Origin of the sequence: Streptomyces sp. NPDC014991 (genome assembly GCF_043080665.1) — a bacterium.
GTDB lineage: Bacteria > Actinomycetota > Actinomycetes > Streptomycetales > Streptomycetaceae > Streptomyces.
Genome location: NZ_JBIBVY010000002.1, coordinates 466,513 through 485,530, shown reverse-complemented (window position 1 = coordinate 485,530; position 19,018 = coordinate 466,513). Strand labels below are relative to the sequence as shown.

Below are 19,018 nucleotides of genomic sequence, written 5' to 3'. Positions count from 1 at the left end.
GCGTGCCGGGAAGTCTGGTCGGCAGGGCCGTCGGCGATCCCCGCGACGGCCGGAACACCGTCGTACCGACTCGGAGGTCTGCCGTGACCGCGCCGCCCCGCCCCCGGAAAACGTCCCGCAAGGTCTTCGGACGCCTGTCCCTGCCCGAGCGGAACTTCGTGGCGGAGGCGCTGCGCACCGAGACCACCGGCGGTGTCCTGCTGCTCCTCGCCGCGGTCGCGGCGCTGGCCTGGGCGAACATCCCCGCTCTGCGCCACAGCTACGACACCGTGAGCCACTTCCACCTCGGCCCCGGCACCCTCGGCCTGCACCTCTCCGTCGCCCACTGGGCCGCCGACGGCCTGCTCGCGGTGTTCTTCTTCGTCGCCGGCATCGAACTCAAGCGTGAGCTGGTCGCCGGCGACCTGCGCGATCCCAGGGCGGCCGTGCTGCCCGTCGTGGCCGCGCTGTGCGGGATGGCCGTACCCGCGCTCGTCTACGCCCTGACCAGCCTCAGCGGCGGTGGCACCACCCAGGGATGGGCGGTGCCCACCGCCACCGACATCGCCTTCGCGCTCGCCGTGCTCGCGGTCATCGGCACCTCGTTGCCCAGCGCCCTGCGCGCCTTCCTGCTCACCCTCGCGGTCGTCGACGACCTGTGCGCGATCCTGATCATCGCGGTCTTCTTCACCGACCGGCTGGATTTCGCCGCGCTCGGCGGGGCCGCCGCCGGCCTCGTGGTCTTCTGGCTGCTGCTGCGCAAGGCGGTACGCGGGTGGTACGTCTACGTACCGCTCGCGCTCGTCATCTGGGCGCTGATGTACAACAGCGGCGTGCACGCCACCATCGCCGGCGTGGCGATGGGCCTGATGCTGCGCTGCACCACCCGCGAGGGTGAGCGGCACTCGCCGGGCCAGCACATCGAGCACCTGGTGCGACCGCTGTCGGCCGGACTCGCCGTCCCGCTGTTCGCGCTGTTCAGCGCCGGCGTGCCGGTGTCCGGCGGGGCCCTGCGGGACGTGTTCACCCGGCCGGAGACGCTCGGGGTCGTACTCGGTCTGGTCGTCGGCAAGACGGCCGGCATCTTCGGTGGCACGTGGCTGACCGTCCGCTTCACCCGGGCCCGGCTCGGCGAGGACCTCCGATGGGCCGACGTCTTCGCGGTGGCCTCCCTCGCCGGGGTCGGCTTCACCGTCTCGCTGCTCATCGGCGAGCTGGCCTTCGCCGGTGACGCGGTGCTGACGGCCGAGGTGAAGGCGGCCGTCCTCACCGGGTCGCTGATCGCGGCGGGGTGGGCGACGGTGCTGCTGAGGATACGCAACGCCCGGTACCGCCGGCTGTGCGAGGAGGAGGACCGCGACGAGGACCTCGACGGCATCCCGGACGTCTACGAGCAGGACGACCCGGCGTACCACCTGCGGATGGCCGAGATCCACGAGCGCAAGGCCGCCGAGCACCGGCGGCTGGCCGCCGAGCGGGCGGCCGAGGCGCGCCACGGGCTTGCGGAAGTACCGGGTGGGGCAGGCGAGGAGGGCGACCGTCCGGCATGATCTGACGAGACGGTACAAAACAAGACGGCCCACCGTGTCCGGGTGGCCGGCCGCCCGGACACGTACGGCCGCACCCGGCCGTGCGAGCGCGGCGGCCACCCGACACAGTCCATTTGCGGCACGAGAGACCTCTAAGGGAGAACGCGATGAGCGCACCCGACGGCAGCCCGGTCGGCGCCGAACGCAGCATCGGCCAGCTGTTCGCCTCGGCGACGACCGAATTGTCCGCGCTGGTGCACGACGAGATCGCACTGGCCAAGGCCCAGCTGAAGCAGGACGTGAAGCGCGGCGCGGTGAGCGGCGGCGCCTTCTCGATGGCGGGCGCGGTACTGGTGTTCTCCCTGCCGATGCTCAACTTCGCCCTCGCGTACGGCATCCGCACCTGGAGCCACTGGAACCTGGCGATCTGCTTCGTGCTGTCCTTCGCGGCCAACGTGCTGGTCGCCGGCCTCCTCGCCCTGATCGGCGTGGTGTTCGCGAAGAAGGCCAAGAAGGGCCAGGGACCGCAGAAGGCGGCCGCATCGATGAAGGAGACGGCCGGCGTCCTCCAGAACGCCAAGCCGCACCCGCGCCCCGAGCTGCCCGAGCTGCCCGAGGACCGGGCTCCCGCGGCCATCGAGGCTGTGGCACGCTCGTCGTCATGACGGACCCCGCCGCCCCCTCGGCCGTACGGATCGAAGGTCCCTGGACGCACAGGGACGTCGCCGCGAACGGCGCGCGCTTCCACATCGCCGAACTCGGCGACGGCCCCCTGGTGCTGCTCCTGCACGGCTTCCCGCAGTTCTGGTGGACGTGGCGGCACCAGCTGACCGCGCTCGCCGACGCGGGCTACCGGGCGGTGGCGATGGACCTGCGGGGCGTCGGCGGCAGCGACCGCACGCCCCGCGGGTACGATCCCGCCAACCTGGCCCTCGACGTCACCGGCGTGATCCGCTCGCTCGGTGAGCCGGACGCCGCGCTGGTCGGCCACGACCTCGGCGGATATCTGGCGTGGACGGCGGCGGCCATGCGGCCCAAGCTCGTCCGGCGTCTCGCCGTGGTGTCCATGCCGCACCCGCGGCGCTGGCGCGCGGCCATGCTCCGGGACGCCCGGCAGACGGCCGCCGGGTCCTACATCTGGGGGTTCCAGCGGCCGTGGATCCCCGAACGGCAACTCACCGCGGACGGCGGCGCCCTGACGGGCCGGCTGATCCGGGACTGGTCCGGGCCGCGGCTGCCGGAGGACGCGGCCGTGGAGACCTACCAGCGGGCCATGTGCGTCCCCTCCACCGCGCACTGCGCGATCGAGCCGTACCGCTGGCTGGTGCGCTCGCTGGCCCGTCCGGACGGCGTGCAGTTCTACCGCCGGATGAAGCGGCCGGTGCGGGTGCCGACCCTGCATCTGCACGGCTCGCTGGACCCGGTGGCCCGGACGCGCAGCGCGGCCGGTTCCGGTGAGTACGTCGAAGCCCCCTACCGCTGGCGGCTGTTCGACGGCCTCGGCCACTTCCCGCACGAGGAGGACCCGGCGGCCTTCTCCACCGAGCTGGTCAGCTGGCTGAAGGACCCCGAGCCCGACCGCTGAGAAGCCGGCGTCCGGCCGGTGACCCCACGGTGAAGAACCGGTGCGCCGAGTATCCGGTTCCTGAACACTTGTCCCCCGAACGGTTCATGCCCGCCGCATAGGCCAATTGAGCGGCGCACAGGCGATTATGGACCTTGGGGCGGGGGCACACGTCGGGGTATGGGCTGGACGCAGGACTACAGTGACGCACCCCGTACCCGCCGCTCGGCCACCGGCCTGAGCACGCCCCGGCGAGGCACCGCGCAGGTCGCGGAAGCGGACCTCCGAGTGGGCATTCCGCGCATCCTGCGCCGTCGGGCCCGCTGGGTCTCGGTGCGGCTGCGTCATCCGCGCGGCTGAGCGCCCGCCGCCCGCCTACAGGGCGCAGCTGTCCGTACCGACCTGCTCGTTCGCCGTACGCCCCTGCCTGATGTCGGCCCGGATCTCGTCCGCCGTGAGGGCGTAGCCGGTGTCCGCGTCGTCGAGGGACTTGGCGAACACCACGCCGTACACCTTGCCGTCCGGCGTCAGCAGCGGGCCGCCGGAGTTGCCCTGGCGGACGGTCGCGTACAGCGAGTAGACGTCGCGGCGGACCGTGCCGCGGTGGTAGATGTCCGGGCCGTTGGGCGTGATGCGCCCGCGCACGCGCGCGGCGCGCACGTCGTAGGCGCCGTTCTCCGGGAAGCCCGCGACGATCGCGCCGTCACCGCCGGAGGCGTCCCGGGCGGAGAACTTCAGCGCGGCCGTCTTCAGGTCCGGGACGTCGAGGACGGCGATGTCGCGCTTCCAGTCGTACAGGACGACCTTCGCGTCGTACGCGCGGCCCTCACCGCCTATCTGCACGCTCGGCGCGTCCACGCCCCCGACGACGTGGGCGTTGGTCATCACCCGGCGGTCGGCGAACACGAAGCCGGTGCCCTCCAGGATCTTGCCGCAGCTCTGGGCCGTGCCGGTGACCTTGACGATGGAACGCTGGGCCGCACCGGCGACCGGGCTGCGCGCGAGGGACGGGTCCGGGGGCTGCACGTCCTTGATCGGCTCGTTGGCGAACGGGCTGAAGACCTGCGGGAAGCCGTTCTGCGCGAGTACGGAGGAGAAGTCCGCGAACCAGGTGTCGGCCTGCGTCGGCAGCGCCCGGGAGACGCCGAGGAGCACCTTGGAGCCGCGGACCTCCTTGCCGAGCGTCGGCAGGGTCGTACCGGCGAGCGCGGAGCCGATCAGCCAGGCGACCAGCAGCATCGCGACGACGTTGACCAGCGCGCCGCCGGTGGCGTCCAGGGCGCGCGCCGGTGACCAGGTGATCTGCCGGCGCAGCTTGTTGCCGAGGTGGGTGGTCAGCGCCTGCCCGACGGACGCGCAGACGATGACGACGATCACGGCGGCGACGGCGGCGGTGGTGCCGACGTCCCTCTTCTCGGTCGCGGCGTCCCAGATGAGGGGCAGCGTGTACACGGCGACGAGGCCGCCGCCCAGGAAGCCGATCACCGACAGGATGCCGACGACGAAGCCCTGGCGGTAGCCCACCACCGCGAACCACACGGCCGCGACCAGCAACAGGATGTCGAGCACGTTCACCGCTTCAGGCCTCGCCTACTCACTCCGGTCCCCGCGGCCCGGCCGGGGGTCCGGCACGCCACGCAGTGGCTGAGGGACACGGCGTCCCCGGAAGACACAGCACGGGATCACCCTGTCATGCGCGCCAGTCGAGCGGGACCTGCTTCTCCCGGTCCCAGGGGCGCTCCCAGCCCGCGTAGTGCAGCAGGCGGTCGATCACTCCGGCCGTGAAGCCCCAGACGAGGGCCGATTCGACCAGGAATGCCGGGCCGCGGTGGCCGCTGGGGTGCACGGCGGTGGCACGGTTGACGGGGTCCGTGAGATCCGCCACGGGCACGGTGAAGACCCGCGCGGTCTCGTTCGGGTCGACCACGCCGACCGGGCTGGGCTCACGCCACCAGCCGAGCACCGGGGTGACGACGAAACCGCTGACCGGGATGTACAGCCGGGGCAGCACACCGAAGAGCTGCACACCGGACGGGTCGAGCCCGGTCTCCTCCTCCGCCTCGCGCAGCGCCGCACGCAGCGGTCCCTCGCCCTGCGGGTCGCCGTCCTGCGGGTCCAGCGCGCCGCCCGGGAAGGACGGCTGGCCGGCGTGCGAGCGCAGCGAGCCCGCGCGCTCCATGAGCAGCAGCTCGGGGCCGCGCTCGCCCTCGCCGAACAGGATGAGGACGGCCGACTGCCGCCCCGAGCCGTTCTCGGGCGGCAGGAAGCGGCTCAACTGGAGCGGCTGGACCGTCTCGGCGGCACGCGCCACGGGTTCCAGCCAGCCCGGCAGCCCTTCCTCGCTGAGCGCCACCGGACCGCCCTGTGTGTCACTGGCCCTCGTCATCGCCACCCCCGTCGCTCTGCCCTCTCCAACACCCGGAAGTCCCGGGATCGTTCCGTCACGCGGCCCCCAGTGGCGGCGCCGGCCTGCCGCCCGCGTCCAGGTAGGCCTGCGGGGGCTTGAGCCGCTGGCCGGGGAAGCCGCCCTTCTCGTACTTCAGGAGCTTCTTCGCCTTCTCGGGATCGGTCTCGCCCTCGCCGTAGGCCGGGCAGAGCGGGGCGACGGGGCAGGCGCCGCAGGCGGGCTTGCGGGCGTGGCAGATGCGGCGTCCGTGCCAGATGACGTGGTGGGACAGGTCGGTCCAGTCGGCCTTCGGGAAGAGCGCGCCGACGGCGGCCTCGATCTTGTCGGGGTCGGTCTCGTCGGTCCACTTCCAGCGCCGGACCAGGCGCTGGAAGTGCGTGTCCACGGTGATGCCGGGCCGGCCGAACGCGTTGCCGAGGACGACGAAGGCCGTCTTGCGGCCGACGCCGGGCAGCTTGACCAGGTCCTCCAGCCTTCCGGGCACCTCGCCGCCGAAGTCCTCGGCGAGGGCCTTGGAGAGCCCTATGACCGACCTGGTCTTGGCCCGGAAGAAGCCGCAGGGGCGCAGGATCTCCTCGACCTCCTCCGGGTTGGCGGCGGCGAGGTCCTCGGGGGTGGGGTACCTGGCGAAGAGCGCCGGGGTCGTCTGGTTGACCCGCAGGTCGGTGGTCTGGGCCGACAGCACGGTGGCGACGAGCAGCTGGAAGGGACTCTCGAAGTCCAGCTCGGGGTGGGCGTACGGGTACACCTCGGCCAGCTCGCGGTTGATGCGGCGGGCACGGCGGACCAGCGCGGTACGGGACTCGCCGCCGGCCGGTGGCCCTCCGGCGGGGGTGGCCTTCTCCCCGGACGCCTTCTTCGCGGGCTTCGTGGCGCTCGCCGTCTTCCCGACGGCCTTCTTCACGGCCTTTTCGGCGGGCGCGGCTTTCTCCGCGACATCGACAACCTTTTTAGCCGGTTTGCCTGTTTTATGACTTTCTTCGGGGACCTGTTCGCCCACGGCGGAATCCCGACGTACAACCACCCGCCCAGCCCCCTTGGCCTGTGCTCTCACTGGCATTTTGGATACCCGGCCAGCCTAAAGCCCGGCACCGTGATCCGCCCCGGACCCGGCGTACCGGCCCCCGATTGGACCCCTGACGCTTACCCCGGGACACGTGTGCGGCATCCTTGTGACAGATCACACTGTTTGGACCGTCCGGCAAAACGGGGAACACGGTCCCCTGGCACGCGGGGAGCAACATCCCCTGAGCAGGTCGACAAGGAGATAACTCGTGGACGACGTTCTGCGGCGCAACCCGCTCTTCGCGGCACTCGACGACGAGCAGGCCGCGGAGCTGCGCGCCTCCATGAGTGAGGTGACCCTCGCACGCGGCGACTCGCTGTTCCACGAGGGCGACCCCGGAGACCGGCTGTATGTCGTCACCGAGGGCAAGGTGAAGCTGCACCGCACTTCCCCCGACGGCCGCGAGAACATGCTCGCCGTCGTCGGACCCGGTGAGCTGATCGGCGAACTGTCGCTGTTCGACCCCGGTCCCCGTACGGCCACGGCGACCGCGCTGACCGAGGTCAAGCTGCTCGGTCTCGGGCACGGTGACCTCCAGCCCTGGCTGAACGCCCGCCCGGAGGTGGCCGGTGCCCTGCTGCGCGCCGTCGCCCGCCGGCTGCGCAAGACCAACGACGCGATGTCCGACCTGGTCTTCTCGGACGTCCCCGGCCGCGTGGCGCGGGCCCTGCTGGACCTCTCCCGCCGCTTCGGCGTGCAGTCCGAGGAGGGCATCCACGTCGTCCACGACCTCACCCAGGAGGAGCTGGCCCAGCTGGTCGGCGCCTCCCGCGAGACCGTGAACAAGGCCCTGGCCGACTTCGCCCAGCGCGGGTGGCTGCGCCTGGAGGCGCGGGCCGTCATCCTGCTGGACGTCGAACGGCTGGCCAAGAGGTCGCGCTGACGCCGGGCTCCGCCCCACGGCCGACGGGGCCCACCGCACGCGCGGGCGGGCCCCGCTGTCGTACCCGGTGATGAGCGCGGGCCGGCCCCTCGCGCGGGCCCGCCGGGCCTGCCGGCGCGCGTGCACGGCGTACCGACCCCGCGAGCCCGGCCTGATCAAGAACGAGAGGCCCTAGATCAGCCCGTGCTCGCTGAGGTAGTCCAGCTGGGCCCGCACCGAGAGCTCCGCCGCCGGCCACAGCGAGCGGTCCACGTCGGCGTACACATGGGCGACGACCTCGGCCGGGGCGCGGTAGCCGTTCTCGACCGCTGTCTCCACCTGCGCGAGCCGGTGGGCGCGGTGGGCCAGGTAGAACTCGACGGCGCCCTGGGCGTCGTCCAGGACCGGCCCGTGGCCCGGCAGGACGGTGTGCACGCCGTCGTCCACCGTCAGGGACCGCAGCCGCCGCAGGGAGTCCAGATAGTCGCCGAGCCGCCCGTCGGGGTGGGCCACGAGCGTCGTACCGCGACCGAGGACGGTGTCGCCGGTCAGCACGGCCCGGTCGGCCGGGAGATGGAAGGACAGCGAGTCCGCGGTGTGCCCGGGGGTCGCCACGACACGCAGTTCCAGGCCGCCGGTGGTGATCACGTCGCCGGCGGCCAGGCCCTCGTCACCGAGCCGGAGCGCCGGGTCCAGGGCACGCACGCGCGTACCGGTCATCGCGGCGAAACGGGCGGCGCCCTCGGCGTGGTCGGGGTGTCCGTGGGTGAGCAGGGTCAGGGCTATGCGCTTGCCGGCCTTCTCGGCCGTGTCGACGACATTGCGCAGATGGCCGTCGTCCAGCGGGCCCGGGTCGATCACCACGGCGAGGTCGGAGCCGGGCTCGGCGACGATCCAGGTGTTGGTGCCGTCCAGGGTCATCGCGGAGGCGTTGGGCGCGAGGACGTTGACGGCCCGTTCGGTGGCGGCTCCGGAGAGGACTCCGCCGCGGGGCTGGCCCGGCAGGGCTGCTGCGTCGGTCATGCGGGGCCTCCACCGGTCTTCTCAGCGGTCTTCGTTCCGGCGAACGTCTCGGCGGCCTTCTCAGCAGCCGTCATCCCGGTGACCGTCTCGGCGGCCTTCTCAGCAGCCGTCGCACCGGTGACCGTCTCGGCGGCCTTCTCAGCAGCCGTCGCACCGGTGACCGTCTCGGCGGACTGCTCAGCGGCCGTCGCACCGGTGACCGTCTCGGCGGACTGCTCAGCGGCCGTCGCACCGGTGACCGTCTCGGCGGACTGCTCGGCGGATGTCGCACCGGTGGCCGTGGCGGCCGTCTCAGCGGGCGCCTGAGCCGTCGTCACGGCGGCCGGGACGTGCTTGGTGAACTCGTCGTGCCCGGGCCAGGAGAGGACGATCTCGCCGTCTCGCAGGCGGGCCCGGGCCAGGACCGGGGTCATGTCGCGCGCGGGAGCGGCGGCGAGCGCCTCGGCGGCGGTGGCGTACGGCAGCAGCTGGCGCAAAGTGGCGATGGTGGGCGGCATCATCAGCAGCTCGCCCCTGTCGTACCCGGCGGCGGCCTCCTCCGGACGGATCCACACCGTGCGGTCGGCTTCCGTGGACGCGTTCCGGGTGCGCTGGCCCTCGGGGAGGGCGGCCACGAAGAACCAGGTGTCGTAACGGCGGGCCTCGAACTCCGGGGTGATCCAGCGGGTCCAGGCGCCCAGCAGGTCCGAGCGCAGCACCAGGCCGCGCCGGTCGAGGAACTCGGCGAAGGACAGCTCACGTGCGACCAGGGCCGCGCGGTCGGCCTCCCAGTCGTCGCCGGTGGTGTCGCCGACGACCGAGTCCGGGCCGGGGCCGGCGAGGAGCACGCCGGCCTCCTCGTAGGTCTCACGGACGGCCGCGCACACGATGGCCTGGGCGCCTGTCTCGTCGACGCCGAGCCGTTTCGCCCACCACGCGCGCGTGGGGCCCGCCCAGCGGACCCGGCGGTCGTCGTCACGGGGGTCGACACCGCCGCCGGGATACGCGTACGCGCCTCCGGCGAAGGCCATGGAGGCGCGTCTGCGCAGCATGTGGACGGCAGGACCGGCGGCGGTGTCCCGCAGGAGCAGCACCGTGGCCGCGCGCCGGGGGGACACCGGGGTGAGAGTGCCGTCCGCTAGGGCGCGGATGCGGTCCGGCCACTCCGGGGGGTACCACTGACCGTTCGCCATGGCCGGAGGCTATCCCGTGTAGGGCGAATGTTCGAGAGGTACCGAGGTCAGCGGCGCCTCGGCACGATCACTGGGCCAGCTCGACCTGGATCTCGACCTCGACCGGCGCGTCCAGCGGCAGCACCGCGACACCGACCGCGCTGCGCGCGTGCACGCCCTTGTCGCCGAGGACCTCGCCGAGCAGCTCGCTGGCGCCGTTGACGACACCGGGCTGCCCGGTGAAGTCGGACGCCGAGGCGACGAAGCCGACGACCTTCACCACGCGCGCGATGCGGTCCAGGTCACCGGCGACGGACTTCACGGCGGCCAGGGCGTTCAGCGCGCAGGTGCGGGCCAGCTCCTTGGCCTCCTCCGGCGTGACCTCGGCGCCCACCTTGCCGGTGACCGGCAGCTTGCCCTGGACCATCGGCAGCTGGCCGGCGGTGTACACGTACACACCGGACTGCACGGCCGGCTGGTACGCGGCCAGCGGCGGTACGACGTCCGGCAGGGTCAGTCCCAGTTCGGCCAGCCTGGCCTCGACCGCGCTCACGCCTGCTTCTCCCGCTTCAGGTAGGCCACGAGCTGTTCCGGATTGTTCGGCCCGGGCACGACCTGGACGAGCTCCCAGCCGTCCTCGCCCCAGGTGTCCAGAATCTGCTTCGTGGCATGGACGAGCAGCGGCACGGTTGCGTATTCCCACTTGGTCATGAGGCCGACTGTAGCCGCTGTGCCGGAAGGGGCCGGACCTCCGTTATCCACAGCCTCCCGCGTGGTTGTCGGCCGGACTGGTTAGGCTCGAGGACGTGAGCAGGCTCCAGGTCGTCAGCGGCAAGGGCGGGACCGGAAAGACGACGGTCGCCGCAGCCCTCGCGCTGGCCCTCGCGACCGAGGGGAAGCGGACGCTTCTCGTAGAGGTCGAGGGCCGGCAGGGCATCGCACAGCTCTTCGAGACGGAGGCGTTGCCGTACGAGGAGCGCAAGATCGCGGTCGCTCCGGGCGGCGGGGAGGTGTACGCCCTCGCCATGGACCCGGAACTGGCCCTTCTGGACTACCTCCAGATGTTCTACAAACTGGGCGGAGCCGGCAGAGCCCTGAAGAAGCTCGGTGCCATCGACTTCGCCACCACCATCGCCCCCGGCATCAGGGACGTCCTGCTGACCGGCAAGGCGTGCGAGGCGGTGCGCCGCAAGGACAAGAGCGGGCGGTTCGTCTACGACTACGTCGTCATGGACGCCCCGCCGACCGGCCGCATCACCCGCTTCCTGAACGTCAACGACGAGGTGGCGGGCCTCGCGAAGATCGGCCCGATACACAATCAGGCGCAGGCGGTGATGAGGGTGCTGAAGTCGCCGGAGACGGCGGTGCACCTGGTGACGCTGCTGGAGGAGATGCCGGTCCAGGAGACCGCCGACGGCATCGCCGAACTGCGCGCGGCGCGGTTGCCGGTGGGCCGGGTCATCGTGAACATGGTCCGGCCGCAGGTGCTGGACGAGGACGACCTGGAACTCGTACGGGACGTGGAGCGTTCATCGGTTGCGCGGGCGCTCTCGGCCGCGGGCCTGGGCGGGGCCCGACGGGGCGGGAACGCCGCGAGGCTGGTGGACCCGCTGCTGGCCCAGGCCGCGGAGTACGCCGAGCGGTACGAGCTGGAGCAGGAGCAGCGCGCGGCCCTCGGCGAGCTGGGCCTGCCGCTGGACGAACTGCCGCTGCTCGCCGAGGGCATGGACCTGGCGGGCCTGTACGAACTCGCCACCGAGCTGCGGAAGCAGGGGTTGTCATGAGTCCGGACCCGGCCGAGGCGCGGGAGGCCCCCGACGAGCGGGAGGCTCCCGGGGGGTCGGCGGCCCCCGAGGGGCAGGAGGCTGCCGAGGTGGCGGACACCGGCCGCCGGCTCTCCCCCGCGCGCGTGCTCGACGTCGATACGCTGCTGGACGACCCGAAGACCCGCATCGTGGTGTGCTGCGGTTCGGGCGGAGTGGGCAAGACGACGACGGCGGCGGCCCTCGGACTCCGGGCCGCCGAGCGGGGCCGCAAAGTGGTCGTCCTGACCATCGACCCGGCCAGGCGGCTGGCCCAGTCCATGGGCATCGACTCGCTCGACAACGTGCCGCGCCGGGTGAAGGGCACGGAGGGCGACGGCGAGCTGCACGCCATGATGCTCGACATGAAGCGCACCTTCGACGAGATCGTGGAGGCGCACGCGGACTCCGAGCGGGCCGCCGCGATCCTGGCGAACCCCTTCTACCAGTCGCTCTCGGCGGGCTTCGCGGGCACGCAGGAGTACATGGCGATGGAGAAGCTGGGCCAGCTGCGGGCGAAGGACGAGTGGGACCTGATCGTCGTGGACACCCCGCCGTCCCGTTCGGCGCTGGACTTCCTGGACGCGCCCAAGCGGCTGGGCTCCTTCCTGGACGGCCGCCTCATCCGCCTGCTGACCGCTCCCGCCAAGCTGGGCGGGCGCGCGGGCATGAAGTTCCTGAACGTCGGCATGTCGATGATGACCGGCACGCTGGGCAAGCTGCTGGGCGGCCAGTTGCTGAAGGACGTCCAGACGTTCGTGGCCGCGATGGACACCACCTTCGGTGGGTTCCGTACGCGCGCGGACGCCACCTACAAGCTGCTCCAGGCGCCCGGTACGGCGTTCCTGGTGGTGGCGGCCCCGGAGCGGGACGCGCTGCGCGAGGCCGCGTACTTCGTGGAGCGGCTGGCCGCGGAGCACATGCCCCTGGTCGGCCTGGTCCTCAACCGGGTCCACGGCAGCGGGGCCGGCGGACTGTCTGCCGAGCGGGCGCTCGCCGCCGCGGAAAATCTTGAGGACGCCCGCATTGTGGATCAGGAGGGCGGGCAAGCTGGACTTCGTAAGTCTCCGGACCCGTACGGCAGTTCACCATCTCCCGCATCCGAGACCGCAGCCGCCGCCCCAGCCGCTGCCGCCGAGGAAGGCTCCCCCGCCGACGCGGAACGCTCCGTCGACCAACTCACCGCGGCCCTGCTGAGGCTGCACGCCGAGCGCATGCAGCTGCTCTCGCGCGAGCAGCGCACGTGTGACCGTTTCGCCGCCCGCCACCCCGAGGTGGCGGTGGTGGAGGTGCCCGCACTGCCCGGCGACGTCCACGACCTCACGGGCCTGCGGAACATCGGCGACCGGCTGGCGACCGGGCGGCCGACGCACCCGTAGGCACACACGCCGCGCCCACCCCACACGACACGGCACGCGCGCGTGAGCGGCGATCACCGGCACACCACCGGCCCGGCACGAGCGGCAGCCGTCACCGGCACACGCGCGGCAGTCGCACACGCCGCGGGACCGAGGGGCGCCGGCATGCGCGCGACGGTCGCGGGCGCCGTACGCAGCACACGTCGATCGGACATCGGTAGGACACCGATCCGTACGTGGCGCGCGTCGACGCCGAGGTGCGCGACGGTCGCGGGCGTACAGGCGGTTGCCGTGGGGGGCTGCCGGAACGGTGCGTTCCGGGTGTGTACCCGGGGAGTGCCGTCAGCTCACCGCCGCATAGTGCTCGTAGACCTCGTCGTTGTCGAGGGACACGATTCCGACGCCCCGCTCGTACTCCGAGCGAGCGGTCTCCAGCAGCCTGCGCCAGGAGGTCACGGTGGGCCGCCGGCGCAGCAGTGCGCGGCGCTCCCGTTCCGTCATGCCTCCCCACACGCCGAACTCCACACGGTTGTCCAGCGCGTCCGCCAGGCACTCCGTGCGCACCGGGCATCCGGTGCACACCGCCTTGGCCCTGTTCTGCGCTGCTCCCTGAACGAACAGTTCATCCGGATCCGTAGTGCGGCAGGCAGCCTGCGCACTCCAGTCGGTTACCCAGCCCATACCGGCGCCGTCCTCTCCCGAATCGAGGCTCCCCCACGGCGGCAGCGGCATATTCACCGCCGCCAGTTGAGGACGTTACGGAAGGTCGACACAGCGCAACACCCCCTTCGGGCCCAATCTTGGATGGCCCGAACGGACTATGGGTAAGCGGCAGATCACCCGCGGGAGTGAGCTGGCGACAAGCGCGACCATCCCGGCAAACCGGGACGGCTGCGGTGCGCCACATCGGGCACCAGGTGACACACGAGGCGGATTCGGGCGCGTCCGCCCCGGAAAACGGGCGCGCGCCCCGGTGGATACGGGCAACGACCGGAACGGTTCGGGGCCGCCGGACGTACTACGTAGGTGACCGCATCGCTGTGACAGTCGAGAGCAGCTTAGGCCAACGCCTGCATGCGTGTCCGGCGAACGGGAACGCGGACATCCTGCTTTGCCGTGCCGTGACACGGTCGCTCCTTAGGAACGCTCAACAGTACGGATTAGGCTGCACCCCATGCCAAAGAAGCGCTCGGGTGGCGGTCTGTCGCCAACGCAGCAGGCCGCCAAGTTCCTCGGTGTCAGTGTGCTCGCCGGAGCCGTGCTGGCGGGCATCGCGCTGCCCGCGGCCGGCGCGCTGGGTCTCGCGGCCAAGGGCTCGGTGAAGGGCTTCGACGAGATCCCGGCCAACCTCAAGAGTCCCCAGCTCAGTCAGCGCACGACCATCCTGGACAACCGGGGCAGACAGATCGCGACCGTCTACTCCCGCGACCGTACGGTGGTCGACCTCAAGGACATCTCGCCGTACATGCAGAAGGCGATCGTCGCGATCGAGGACTCGCGCTTCTACCAGCACGGCGCGGTCGACCTCAAGGGTGTGCTGCGCGCCCTGAACAAGAACGCGCGGAGCGGCGGGGTCGCCCAGGGCGCCTCCACGCTCACCCAGCAGCTGGTGAAGAACTACTTCATCGAGGAGGCCGGCGACGACCCGACGAAGGTCGCCGAGGCCACCCAGCAGACCCTGGGCCGCAAGATCCGCGAACTGAAGTACGCCATCCAGATCGAGGACAAGCTCGGCAAGAAGAAGATCCTCGAGAACTACCTGAACATCACCTTCTTCGGTGAGCAGGCCTACGGCGTCGAGGCCGCCGCACAGCGCTACTTCTCCAAGCACGCCAAGAACCTGAACCTCCAGGAGTCGGCCCTCCTGGCCGGCATCGTGCAGTCACCGAGCCGCTACGACCCGGTGAACGACGAGGCCGAGGCCACCAAGCGGCGCAACATCGTGCTCCAGCGCATGGCGGAAGTCGGCGACATCTCCCAGAAGGAGGCGGACGAGGCCAAGGAGAAGCCGGTCGAGCTGGATCCCAGCCACTCCAAGAACGGCTGCATCACCGCTGTGAAGGGCGCCGGCTTCTTCTGTGACTACGTCCGCCAGATCCTCCTCACCGACGAGTCCTTCGGCAGGACCAGGGAGGCGCGGTCCAAGCTCTGGAACCGGGGCGGCCTGACGATCCGTACGACGCTCGACCCGCAGGCCCAGCGTTCCGTGCAGGCGTCCCTCAAGGACCACGTCTACGAGAGCGACTCCGTGGCCACCGCCGCGACCATCGTGGAGCCCGGCACCGGCAAGATCCTCGCGATGGGCCAGTCCCGTCCGTACGGCGTCAGCACCAAGCACCACGAGACGACGATCAACCTCTCCGTGAACCAGGGCATGGGCGGCGGCGCCGGCTACCAGCCCGGTTCCACGTTCAAACCGATCGTCGCCGCGGCGGCCATCGAGGGCGGGAAACCCCCGACCCAGGAGTACTCGTCGCCGTACGAGATGACGTACCCCAGCCCGGTGTCCGCGTGCGAGGGCAAGACCTGGCACGACGACCCGAACCGGCCCACGAAGCTGACCAACGAGAACGAGTCGGAGCACGGCCCGTACGGCATGAAGGAGGCGACCGCCAAGTCGGTCAACACCTACTACGTGCAGCTGATCAGCGACATCGGCATCTGCCCGGTGATCGACATGGCCCACAAGATGGGCGTGCGGCGCGCGGACGGACGCAAGGTCCAGCAGGCGCCCTCCATCGCACTCGGCACCCAGGAGATGTCCCCGCTGACGATGGCGAACGCGTACGCCACCTTCGCCTCGCGCGGTATGTACTGCACGCCGGTCGCCATCGACTCGATCACCCAGAAGGTGGGCAGCGAGCAGAGGTCCCTGGAGGTGCCGAAGTCGACCTGCTCGCGGGCGATGTCGGAGAAGACCGCCGACACGGTGAGCACGCTCCTCAAGGGCGTGGTCGAGGACGGCACGGGTCAGGAGGCCGGTCTCGGCAGCCGGCCGAGCGCGGGCAAGACGGGTACGACGGACGAGCGCTACGCGGCCTGGTTCGTCGGCTACACCCCGAACATGGCCGGCGCGGTCTGGGTCGGCGACCCGCAGCACAAGCGCCGGATGGTCGACATCACCATCGGCGGTGTCCCGCACGCCAAGGTCTACGGCGGTGAGGTCCCCGGCCCGATCTGGCGCGACATGATGTCCGGCGCCCTGGAGGGCAAGCCCGCACCGGACTTCCACCTGATCGACATTCCCGACGACACCCACAACGGGGGTGATCAGGGAAAAGGGGACGGGGGGACGGACGACGGCAGCAACCGGGACAACGGGACCGCGACGGGGCAGGTGACCGGCGGGCTGATCGGCGGACTGATCGGCGGGCTGACGGACGGGGGCACGACCGACGGGGGCACGACGGGTGACCAGAGCACCGGCGGCATCGGCGGCACCCTGCCGACGCCGACGTTCTCCCTCCCCGGCAACTTCATCGAGGGCCAGATGAACGGCGGCGGCAACGGCCACGGCAACGGCGGCCGCCGGGGCTAGCCACCGCGCCACACGACCGCGAGGCCGCACCGGTGTTCCCGGGTGCGGCCTCGCGGTCGTGTGGCGCGGTCGTGGTCGTGAAGTCGAACGGTCCGGCAGCGCGGCAGCGACTCAGCTCCGGTGGCCGCTCCTCACAGGGCTCAGCCCTGGAGCAGCCTCTTCACCGCGCCGGCGACCCGGCCGCCCTCGGCCAGACCCGCCACCTTCGGGTTCACGATCTTCATGACGGCGCCCATGGCCCGCGGCCCCTCGGCGCCGGCCGCCCTCGCCTCCTCCACGGCCTGGGCGACGATCGTGTCCAGCTCGTCGTCGGACAGCTGCTTGGGCAGGTACCCGGCGAGCACCTCGCCCTCCGCCTTCTCCCGCTCGGCCTGCTCGGTACGGCCGCCCTGCGCGAAGGCCTCCGCGGCCTCACGACGCTTCTTCGCCTCACGGGCGATCACCTTCAGCACCTCGTCGTCCGAGAGCTCCCGCTTCTCCGCGCCCGCGACCTCCTCCTTGCTGATCGCGGTGAGCGTCAGCCGGAGCGTCGAGGAACGCAGCTCGTCGCGCCCCTTGATCGCGGCGTTGAGGTCGTCGTGCAGCTTCGACTTGAGCGTGGTGGTCATGCAGCCGATTGTCGCAGGTACCCGGCCCGGTACGCCCGCTCATTTATCCGGTGGCCGTTCCCGCCCCGGCCAACCGGTCTGACACGATGGGGACATGCGCGCGCGATACGGAATCCCTCTGGGCATCATGGCGGCCGGCTCCGCCGGCCTGGTGTATGCGGCGGGCTTCGAGGCCCGGTCCTTCCGCCTGCGACGGGTCACCGTCCCGGTCCTGCCCCCGGGCATGCGCCCCCTGCGCGTCCTCCAGGTCTCCGACATCCACATGGTCGGCGGCCAGCGCAAGAAGCAGCGCTGGCTGCGGTCACTGGCCGGCCTGCGCCCCGACTTCGTGATCAACACGGGCGACAACCTGTCGGATCCCGAGGGCGTCCCCGAGGTCCTGGACGCGCTGGGCCCCCTGATGGAGTTCCCGGGCGCCTACGTCTTCGGGTCCAACGACTACTACGGCCCCAAGCTGCGCAACCCCGCCCGCTACCTGCTGGAGAAGACGAACGGCCGCCACGGGCTGAACGGCAACGCACCGGCGGTGGGCGTCATCCACAACCCGTGGGAGGACCTGCGGGACGGTTTCGACGGAGCGGGCTGGCTCAACCTGACGAACACACGGGGAGTCCTGAAGATCGAGGGCGTCTCCATCGAGCTGACCGGCCTGGACGACCCCCACATCAAACGCGACCGCTACGCCCAGGTGGCCGGTGGCCCGTCGGGGACGTACGACTTCTCCCTCGGCGTGGTCCACGCCCCGTACCTGCGGGTCCTGGACGCGTTCACCGCGGACGCCTACCCCTTGATCCTGGCCGGCCACACCCACGGCGGCCAGCTGTGCATCCCCTTCTACGGCGCCCTGGTCACCAACTGCGACCTGGACACGGACCGGGTGAAGGGCCTCTCCACCCACACGGCCGAGGGCCGCACGTCCTACCTCCACGTCTCGGCAGGCTGCGGCACCAACCGCTACACCCCGGTCCGCTTCGCCTGCCCACCGGAGGCGACACTGCTGACGCTGGTGGGCAGGGAGTAGGACGACCGGGCGGGGGAGGCCGCAACCCGGCGCCGGCGGCGAGAATGCCGAGGGTGCGGGAGAGTGCGGCCGTAACCCACCCGGCCCAATCCGCCTCGCCGCTCCCCTCGTCCGCTCCTAGCGTGAGGGCATGACCGCCCCGATACCCAGGGACATCCCGGACCTGCCCGCGGTCCCGGGCCCACCCCTGCTGCTGCCCGCCCCGGTCCCGGCCACGGCGGTGGTGGCCCCGGTCCGGCGCCCCCAGACCGCGGTGTTCCGCCTCGTCACCGCCATGGTGGCGGCCGGCGGTGTCGCTCTCGAAATCCTGCTGAGCACCCCGGCCCACAGCCTGAGCTACTTCAGCGTCCAGGCCAACCTCCTGCTGGCCGTGGTGATGCTCATGGCGGCGAGGAGATCCTGGCGGGGCCGCCGTCCGCTGCCCTCCGCCGTGACAGGCGCCGCGCTCCTCTACGTCCTGACCGCGGCGCTGGCCTACCACCTGCTCCTGGCCCACACGACACCCCCCTTCACCATGACCGGCGCGACGACCGTCCCGGAACGCTGGCACGCCCAGTGGACGGCACTGCAGATCCTCCACACGGTGATCCCGGCGGCTGCCCTGCTGGACTGGCTCCTGCTCACCCCCGCGGCCCGCCTGCACCTCCGCCAGACCGCGTCCTGGCTCCTCTACCCCCTGGCCTACCTGGCCTTCTCCCTCACCCGAGCGGCGCTCCTCCCGCCCTCCCACCCGGCCCGCTACCTCTATCCCTTCCTGGACGCAGCCGCCCACGGCTACCGCATCACCCTGGCCAACGCCCTCCTCCTGGGCCTCGCGGTCCACACCCTGGCCGTCCTCCTCGTGGCCCTGGACCACACCCGCCCGACCCCGGTCCGCCACCGCTGCTGAACCGGATTTCGCCTACAGCCACCGGTGGGCTAAAGTAAACGTCGTCGCCGCGAGAGCAGCGACATCGGGGTGTAGCGCAGCTTGGCAGCGCGCTTCGTTCGGGACGAAGAGGTCGTGGGTTCAAATCCCGCCACCCCGACACAGGTCAGAGGCCCAATCACTTGATCGCGATTGGGCCTCTGTCGTGCTTGGGGGGCCAAACGAAGTTGGTCAGGCGTCCC

18 protein-coding genes, 1 tRNA gene and 1 pseudogene are annotated in these 19,018 nt (G+C 71.5%); 11 read left to right on the top strand and 9 right to left on the bottom strand.

Features of this window, described 5'->3' with window-relative positions; genetic code table 11:
• The first annotated feature begins 83 nt into the window (after positions 1-83).
• The 4 genes from nhaA (at position 84) to ACF1BE_RS06215 (ending at position 3,432) form a co-directional block, all read left to right on the top strand.
• A complete protein-coding gene (gene nhaA, locus ACF1BE_RS06230) occupies positions 84-1,529 on the top strand; it encodes a Na+/H+ antiporter NhaA (RefSeq protein ID WP_392197771.1) in 1,446 nt (481 codons plus the stop codon).
• A gap of 146 nt (positions 1,530-1,675) precedes the next feature.
• The gene (locus ACF1BE_RS06225; RefSeq protein WP_392197770.1) at positions 1,676-2,173 is read left to right on the top strand and encodes a phage holin family protein; all 498 of its coding nucleotides are present in this window, start codon (positions 1,676-1,678) and stop codon (positions 2,171-2,173) included.
• On the top strand, positions 2,170-3,093 hold the full coding sequence (locus tag ACF1BE_RS06220) for an alpha/beta fold hydrolase (RefSeq protein WP_392197769.1): 924 nt from the start codon (positions 2,170-2,172) through the stop codon (positions 3,091-3,093). Before ACF1BE_RS06225 ends, ACF1BE_RS06220 begins: the two co-directional genes overlap by 4 nt.
• 159 nt (positions 3,094-3,252) lie before the next feature.
• A complete protein-coding gene (locus tag ACF1BE_RS06215; protein WP_356821438.1) occupies positions 3,253-3,432 on the top strand; it encodes a hypothetical protein in 180 nt (59 codons plus the stop codon).
• A gap of 15 nt (positions 3,433-3,447) precedes the next feature.
• On the opposite strand, the gene ACF1BE_RS06210 is transcribed toward ACF1BE_RS06215, so the two are convergent.
• The 3 genes from ACF1BE_RS06210 to nth form a co-directional block, all read right to left on the bottom strand.
• A complete protein-coding gene (locus ACF1BE_RS06210; RefSeq protein ID WP_392197768.1) occupies positions 3,448-4,647 on the bottom strand; it encodes a MarP family serine protease in 1,200 nt (399 codons plus the stop codon).
• 115 nt (positions 4,648-4,762) lie between these two features.
• A complete protein-coding gene (locus tag ACF1BE_RS06205; RefSeq protein WP_392197767.1) occupies positions 4,763-5,458 on the bottom strand; it encodes an NUDIX hydrolase in 696 nt (231 codons plus the stop codon).
• A gap of 55 nt (positions 5,459-5,513) precedes the next feature.
• Complete coding sequence (gene nth / locus ACF1BE_RS06200; RefSeq protein ID WP_392197766.1) at positions 5,514-6,539, bottom strand: endonuclease III; 1,026 nt, start codon at positions 6,537-6,539, stop codon at positions 5,514-5,516.
• A gap of 214 nt (positions 6,540-6,753) precedes the next feature.
• Here nth and ACF1BE_RS06195 point away from each other — a divergent pair, with 214 nt between their 5' ends.
• Positions 6,754-7,428 (top strand): Crp/Fnr family transcriptional regulator, encoded by a 675-nt coding sequence (locus ACF1BE_RS06195; RefSeq protein WP_014674022.1) that lies wholly within the window; start codon positions 6,754-6,756, stop codon positions 7,426-7,428.
• A gap of 171 nt (positions 7,429-7,599) precedes the next feature.
• On the opposite strand, the gene ACF1BE_RS06190 is transcribed toward ACF1BE_RS06195, so the two are convergent.
• The 4 genes and pseudogenes from ACF1BE_RS06190 to ACF1BE_RS06175 form a co-directional block, all read right to left on the bottom strand.
• Positions 7,600-8,430 carry an MBL fold metallo-hydrolase gene (locus ACF1BE_RS06190; protein WP_392197765.1) on the bottom strand — a complete coding sequence of 277 codons (831 nt, stop codon included), beginning with the start codon at positions 8,428-8,430 and terminating at the stop codon, positions 7,600-7,602.
• Positions 8,431-8,741: 311 nt separating this feature from the next.
• Positions 8,742-9,602, bottom strand: a pseudogene (locus tag ACF1BE_RS06185) (NUDIX hydrolase); the annotation flags it as partial.
• Positions 9,603-9,669: 67 nt separating this feature from the next.
• Positions 9,670-10,134 carry a RidA family protein gene (locus tag ACF1BE_RS06180; protein ID WP_392197764.1) on the bottom strand — a complete coding sequence of 155 codons (465 nt, stop codon included), beginning with the start codon at positions 10,132-10,134 and terminating at the stop codon, positions 9,670-9,672.
• Complete coding sequence (locus tag ACF1BE_RS06175) at positions 10,131-10,292, bottom strand: DUF4177 domain-containing protein (protein ID WP_003975360.1); 162 nt, start codon at positions 10,290-10,292, stop codon at positions 10,131-10,133. The genes ACF1BE_RS06180 and ACF1BE_RS06175 overlap by 4 nt, the downstream gene beginning before the upstream one ends.
• A gap of 95 nt (positions 10,293-10,387) precedes the next feature.
• Here ACF1BE_RS06175 and ACF1BE_RS06170 point away from each other — a divergent pair, with 95 nt between their 5' ends.
• Both ACF1BE_RS06170 and ACF1BE_RS06165 read left to right on the top strand, forming a co-directional pair.
• A complete protein-coding gene (locus ACF1BE_RS06170; protein ID WP_392197763.1) occupies positions 10,388-11,365 on the top strand; it encodes an ArsA family ATPase in 978 nt (325 codons plus the stop codon).
• Positions 11,362-12,762 (top strand): ArsA family ATPase, encoded by a 1,401-nt coding sequence (locus tag ACF1BE_RS06165; RefSeq protein WP_392197762.1) that lies wholly within the window; start codon positions 11,362-11,364, stop codon positions 12,760-12,762. The genes ACF1BE_RS06170 and ACF1BE_RS06165 overlap by 4 nt, the downstream gene beginning before the upstream one ends.
• Before the next feature lie 321 nt (positions 12,763-13,083).
• Here the strand turns inward: ACF1BE_RS06165 and wblA are convergent, their stop codons facing one another.
• Positions 13,084-13,422, bottom strand: a complete 339-nt coding sequence (gene wblA, locus ACF1BE_RS06160) for a transcriptional regulator WblA (protein ID WP_392197761.1) — start codon at positions 13,420-13,422, stop codon at positions 13,084-13,086.
• Positions 13,423-13,915: 493 nt separating this feature from the next.
• Here wblA and ACF1BE_RS06155 point away from each other — a divergent pair, with 493 nt between their 5' ends.
• Positions 13,916-16,279 (top strand): transglycosylase domain-containing protein, encoded by a 2,364-nt coding sequence (locus ACF1BE_RS06155; RefSeq protein WP_392197760.1) that lies wholly within the window; start codon positions 13,916-13,918, stop codon positions 16,277-16,279.
• A 140-nt stretch (positions 16,280-16,419) separates the two neighbouring features.
• Here the strand turns inward: ACF1BE_RS06155 and ACF1BE_RS06150 are convergent, their stop codons facing one another.
• Positions 16,420-16,887, bottom strand: coding sequence for a GatB/YqeY domain-containing protein (locus ACF1BE_RS06150; RefSeq protein WP_392197759.1), 468 nt, complete (start codon positions 16,885-16,887; stop codon positions 16,420-16,422).
• A gap of 94 nt (positions 16,888-16,981) precedes the next feature.
• Between ACF1BE_RS06150 and ACF1BE_RS06145 the strand changes: the two genes are divergently transcribed.
• The 3 genes from ACF1BE_RS06145 to ACF1BE_RS06135 all read left to right on the top strand — a co-directional run bounded on the left by ACF1BE_RS06145 (position 16,982) and on the right by ACF1BE_RS06135 (position 18,936).
• The gene (locus ACF1BE_RS06145) at positions 16,982-17,908 is read left to right on the top strand and encodes a metallophosphoesterase (protein WP_392197758.1); all 927 of its coding nucleotides are present in this window, start codon (positions 16,982-16,984) and stop codon (positions 17,906-17,908) included.
• 130 nt (positions 17,909-18,038) lie between these two features.
• Positions 18,039-18,797: a Pr6Pr family membrane protein gene (locus tag ACF1BE_RS06140; RefSeq protein WP_392197757.1), complete on the top strand. Its 759-nt coding sequence runs from the start codon at positions 18,039-18,041 to the stop codon at positions 18,795-18,797.
• Between the two features lie 65 nt (positions 18,798-18,862).
• A tRNA-Pro gene (locus ACF1BE_RS06135) sits at positions 18,863-18,936 on the top strand.
• Positions 18,937-19,018: the final 82 nt, after the last annotated feature.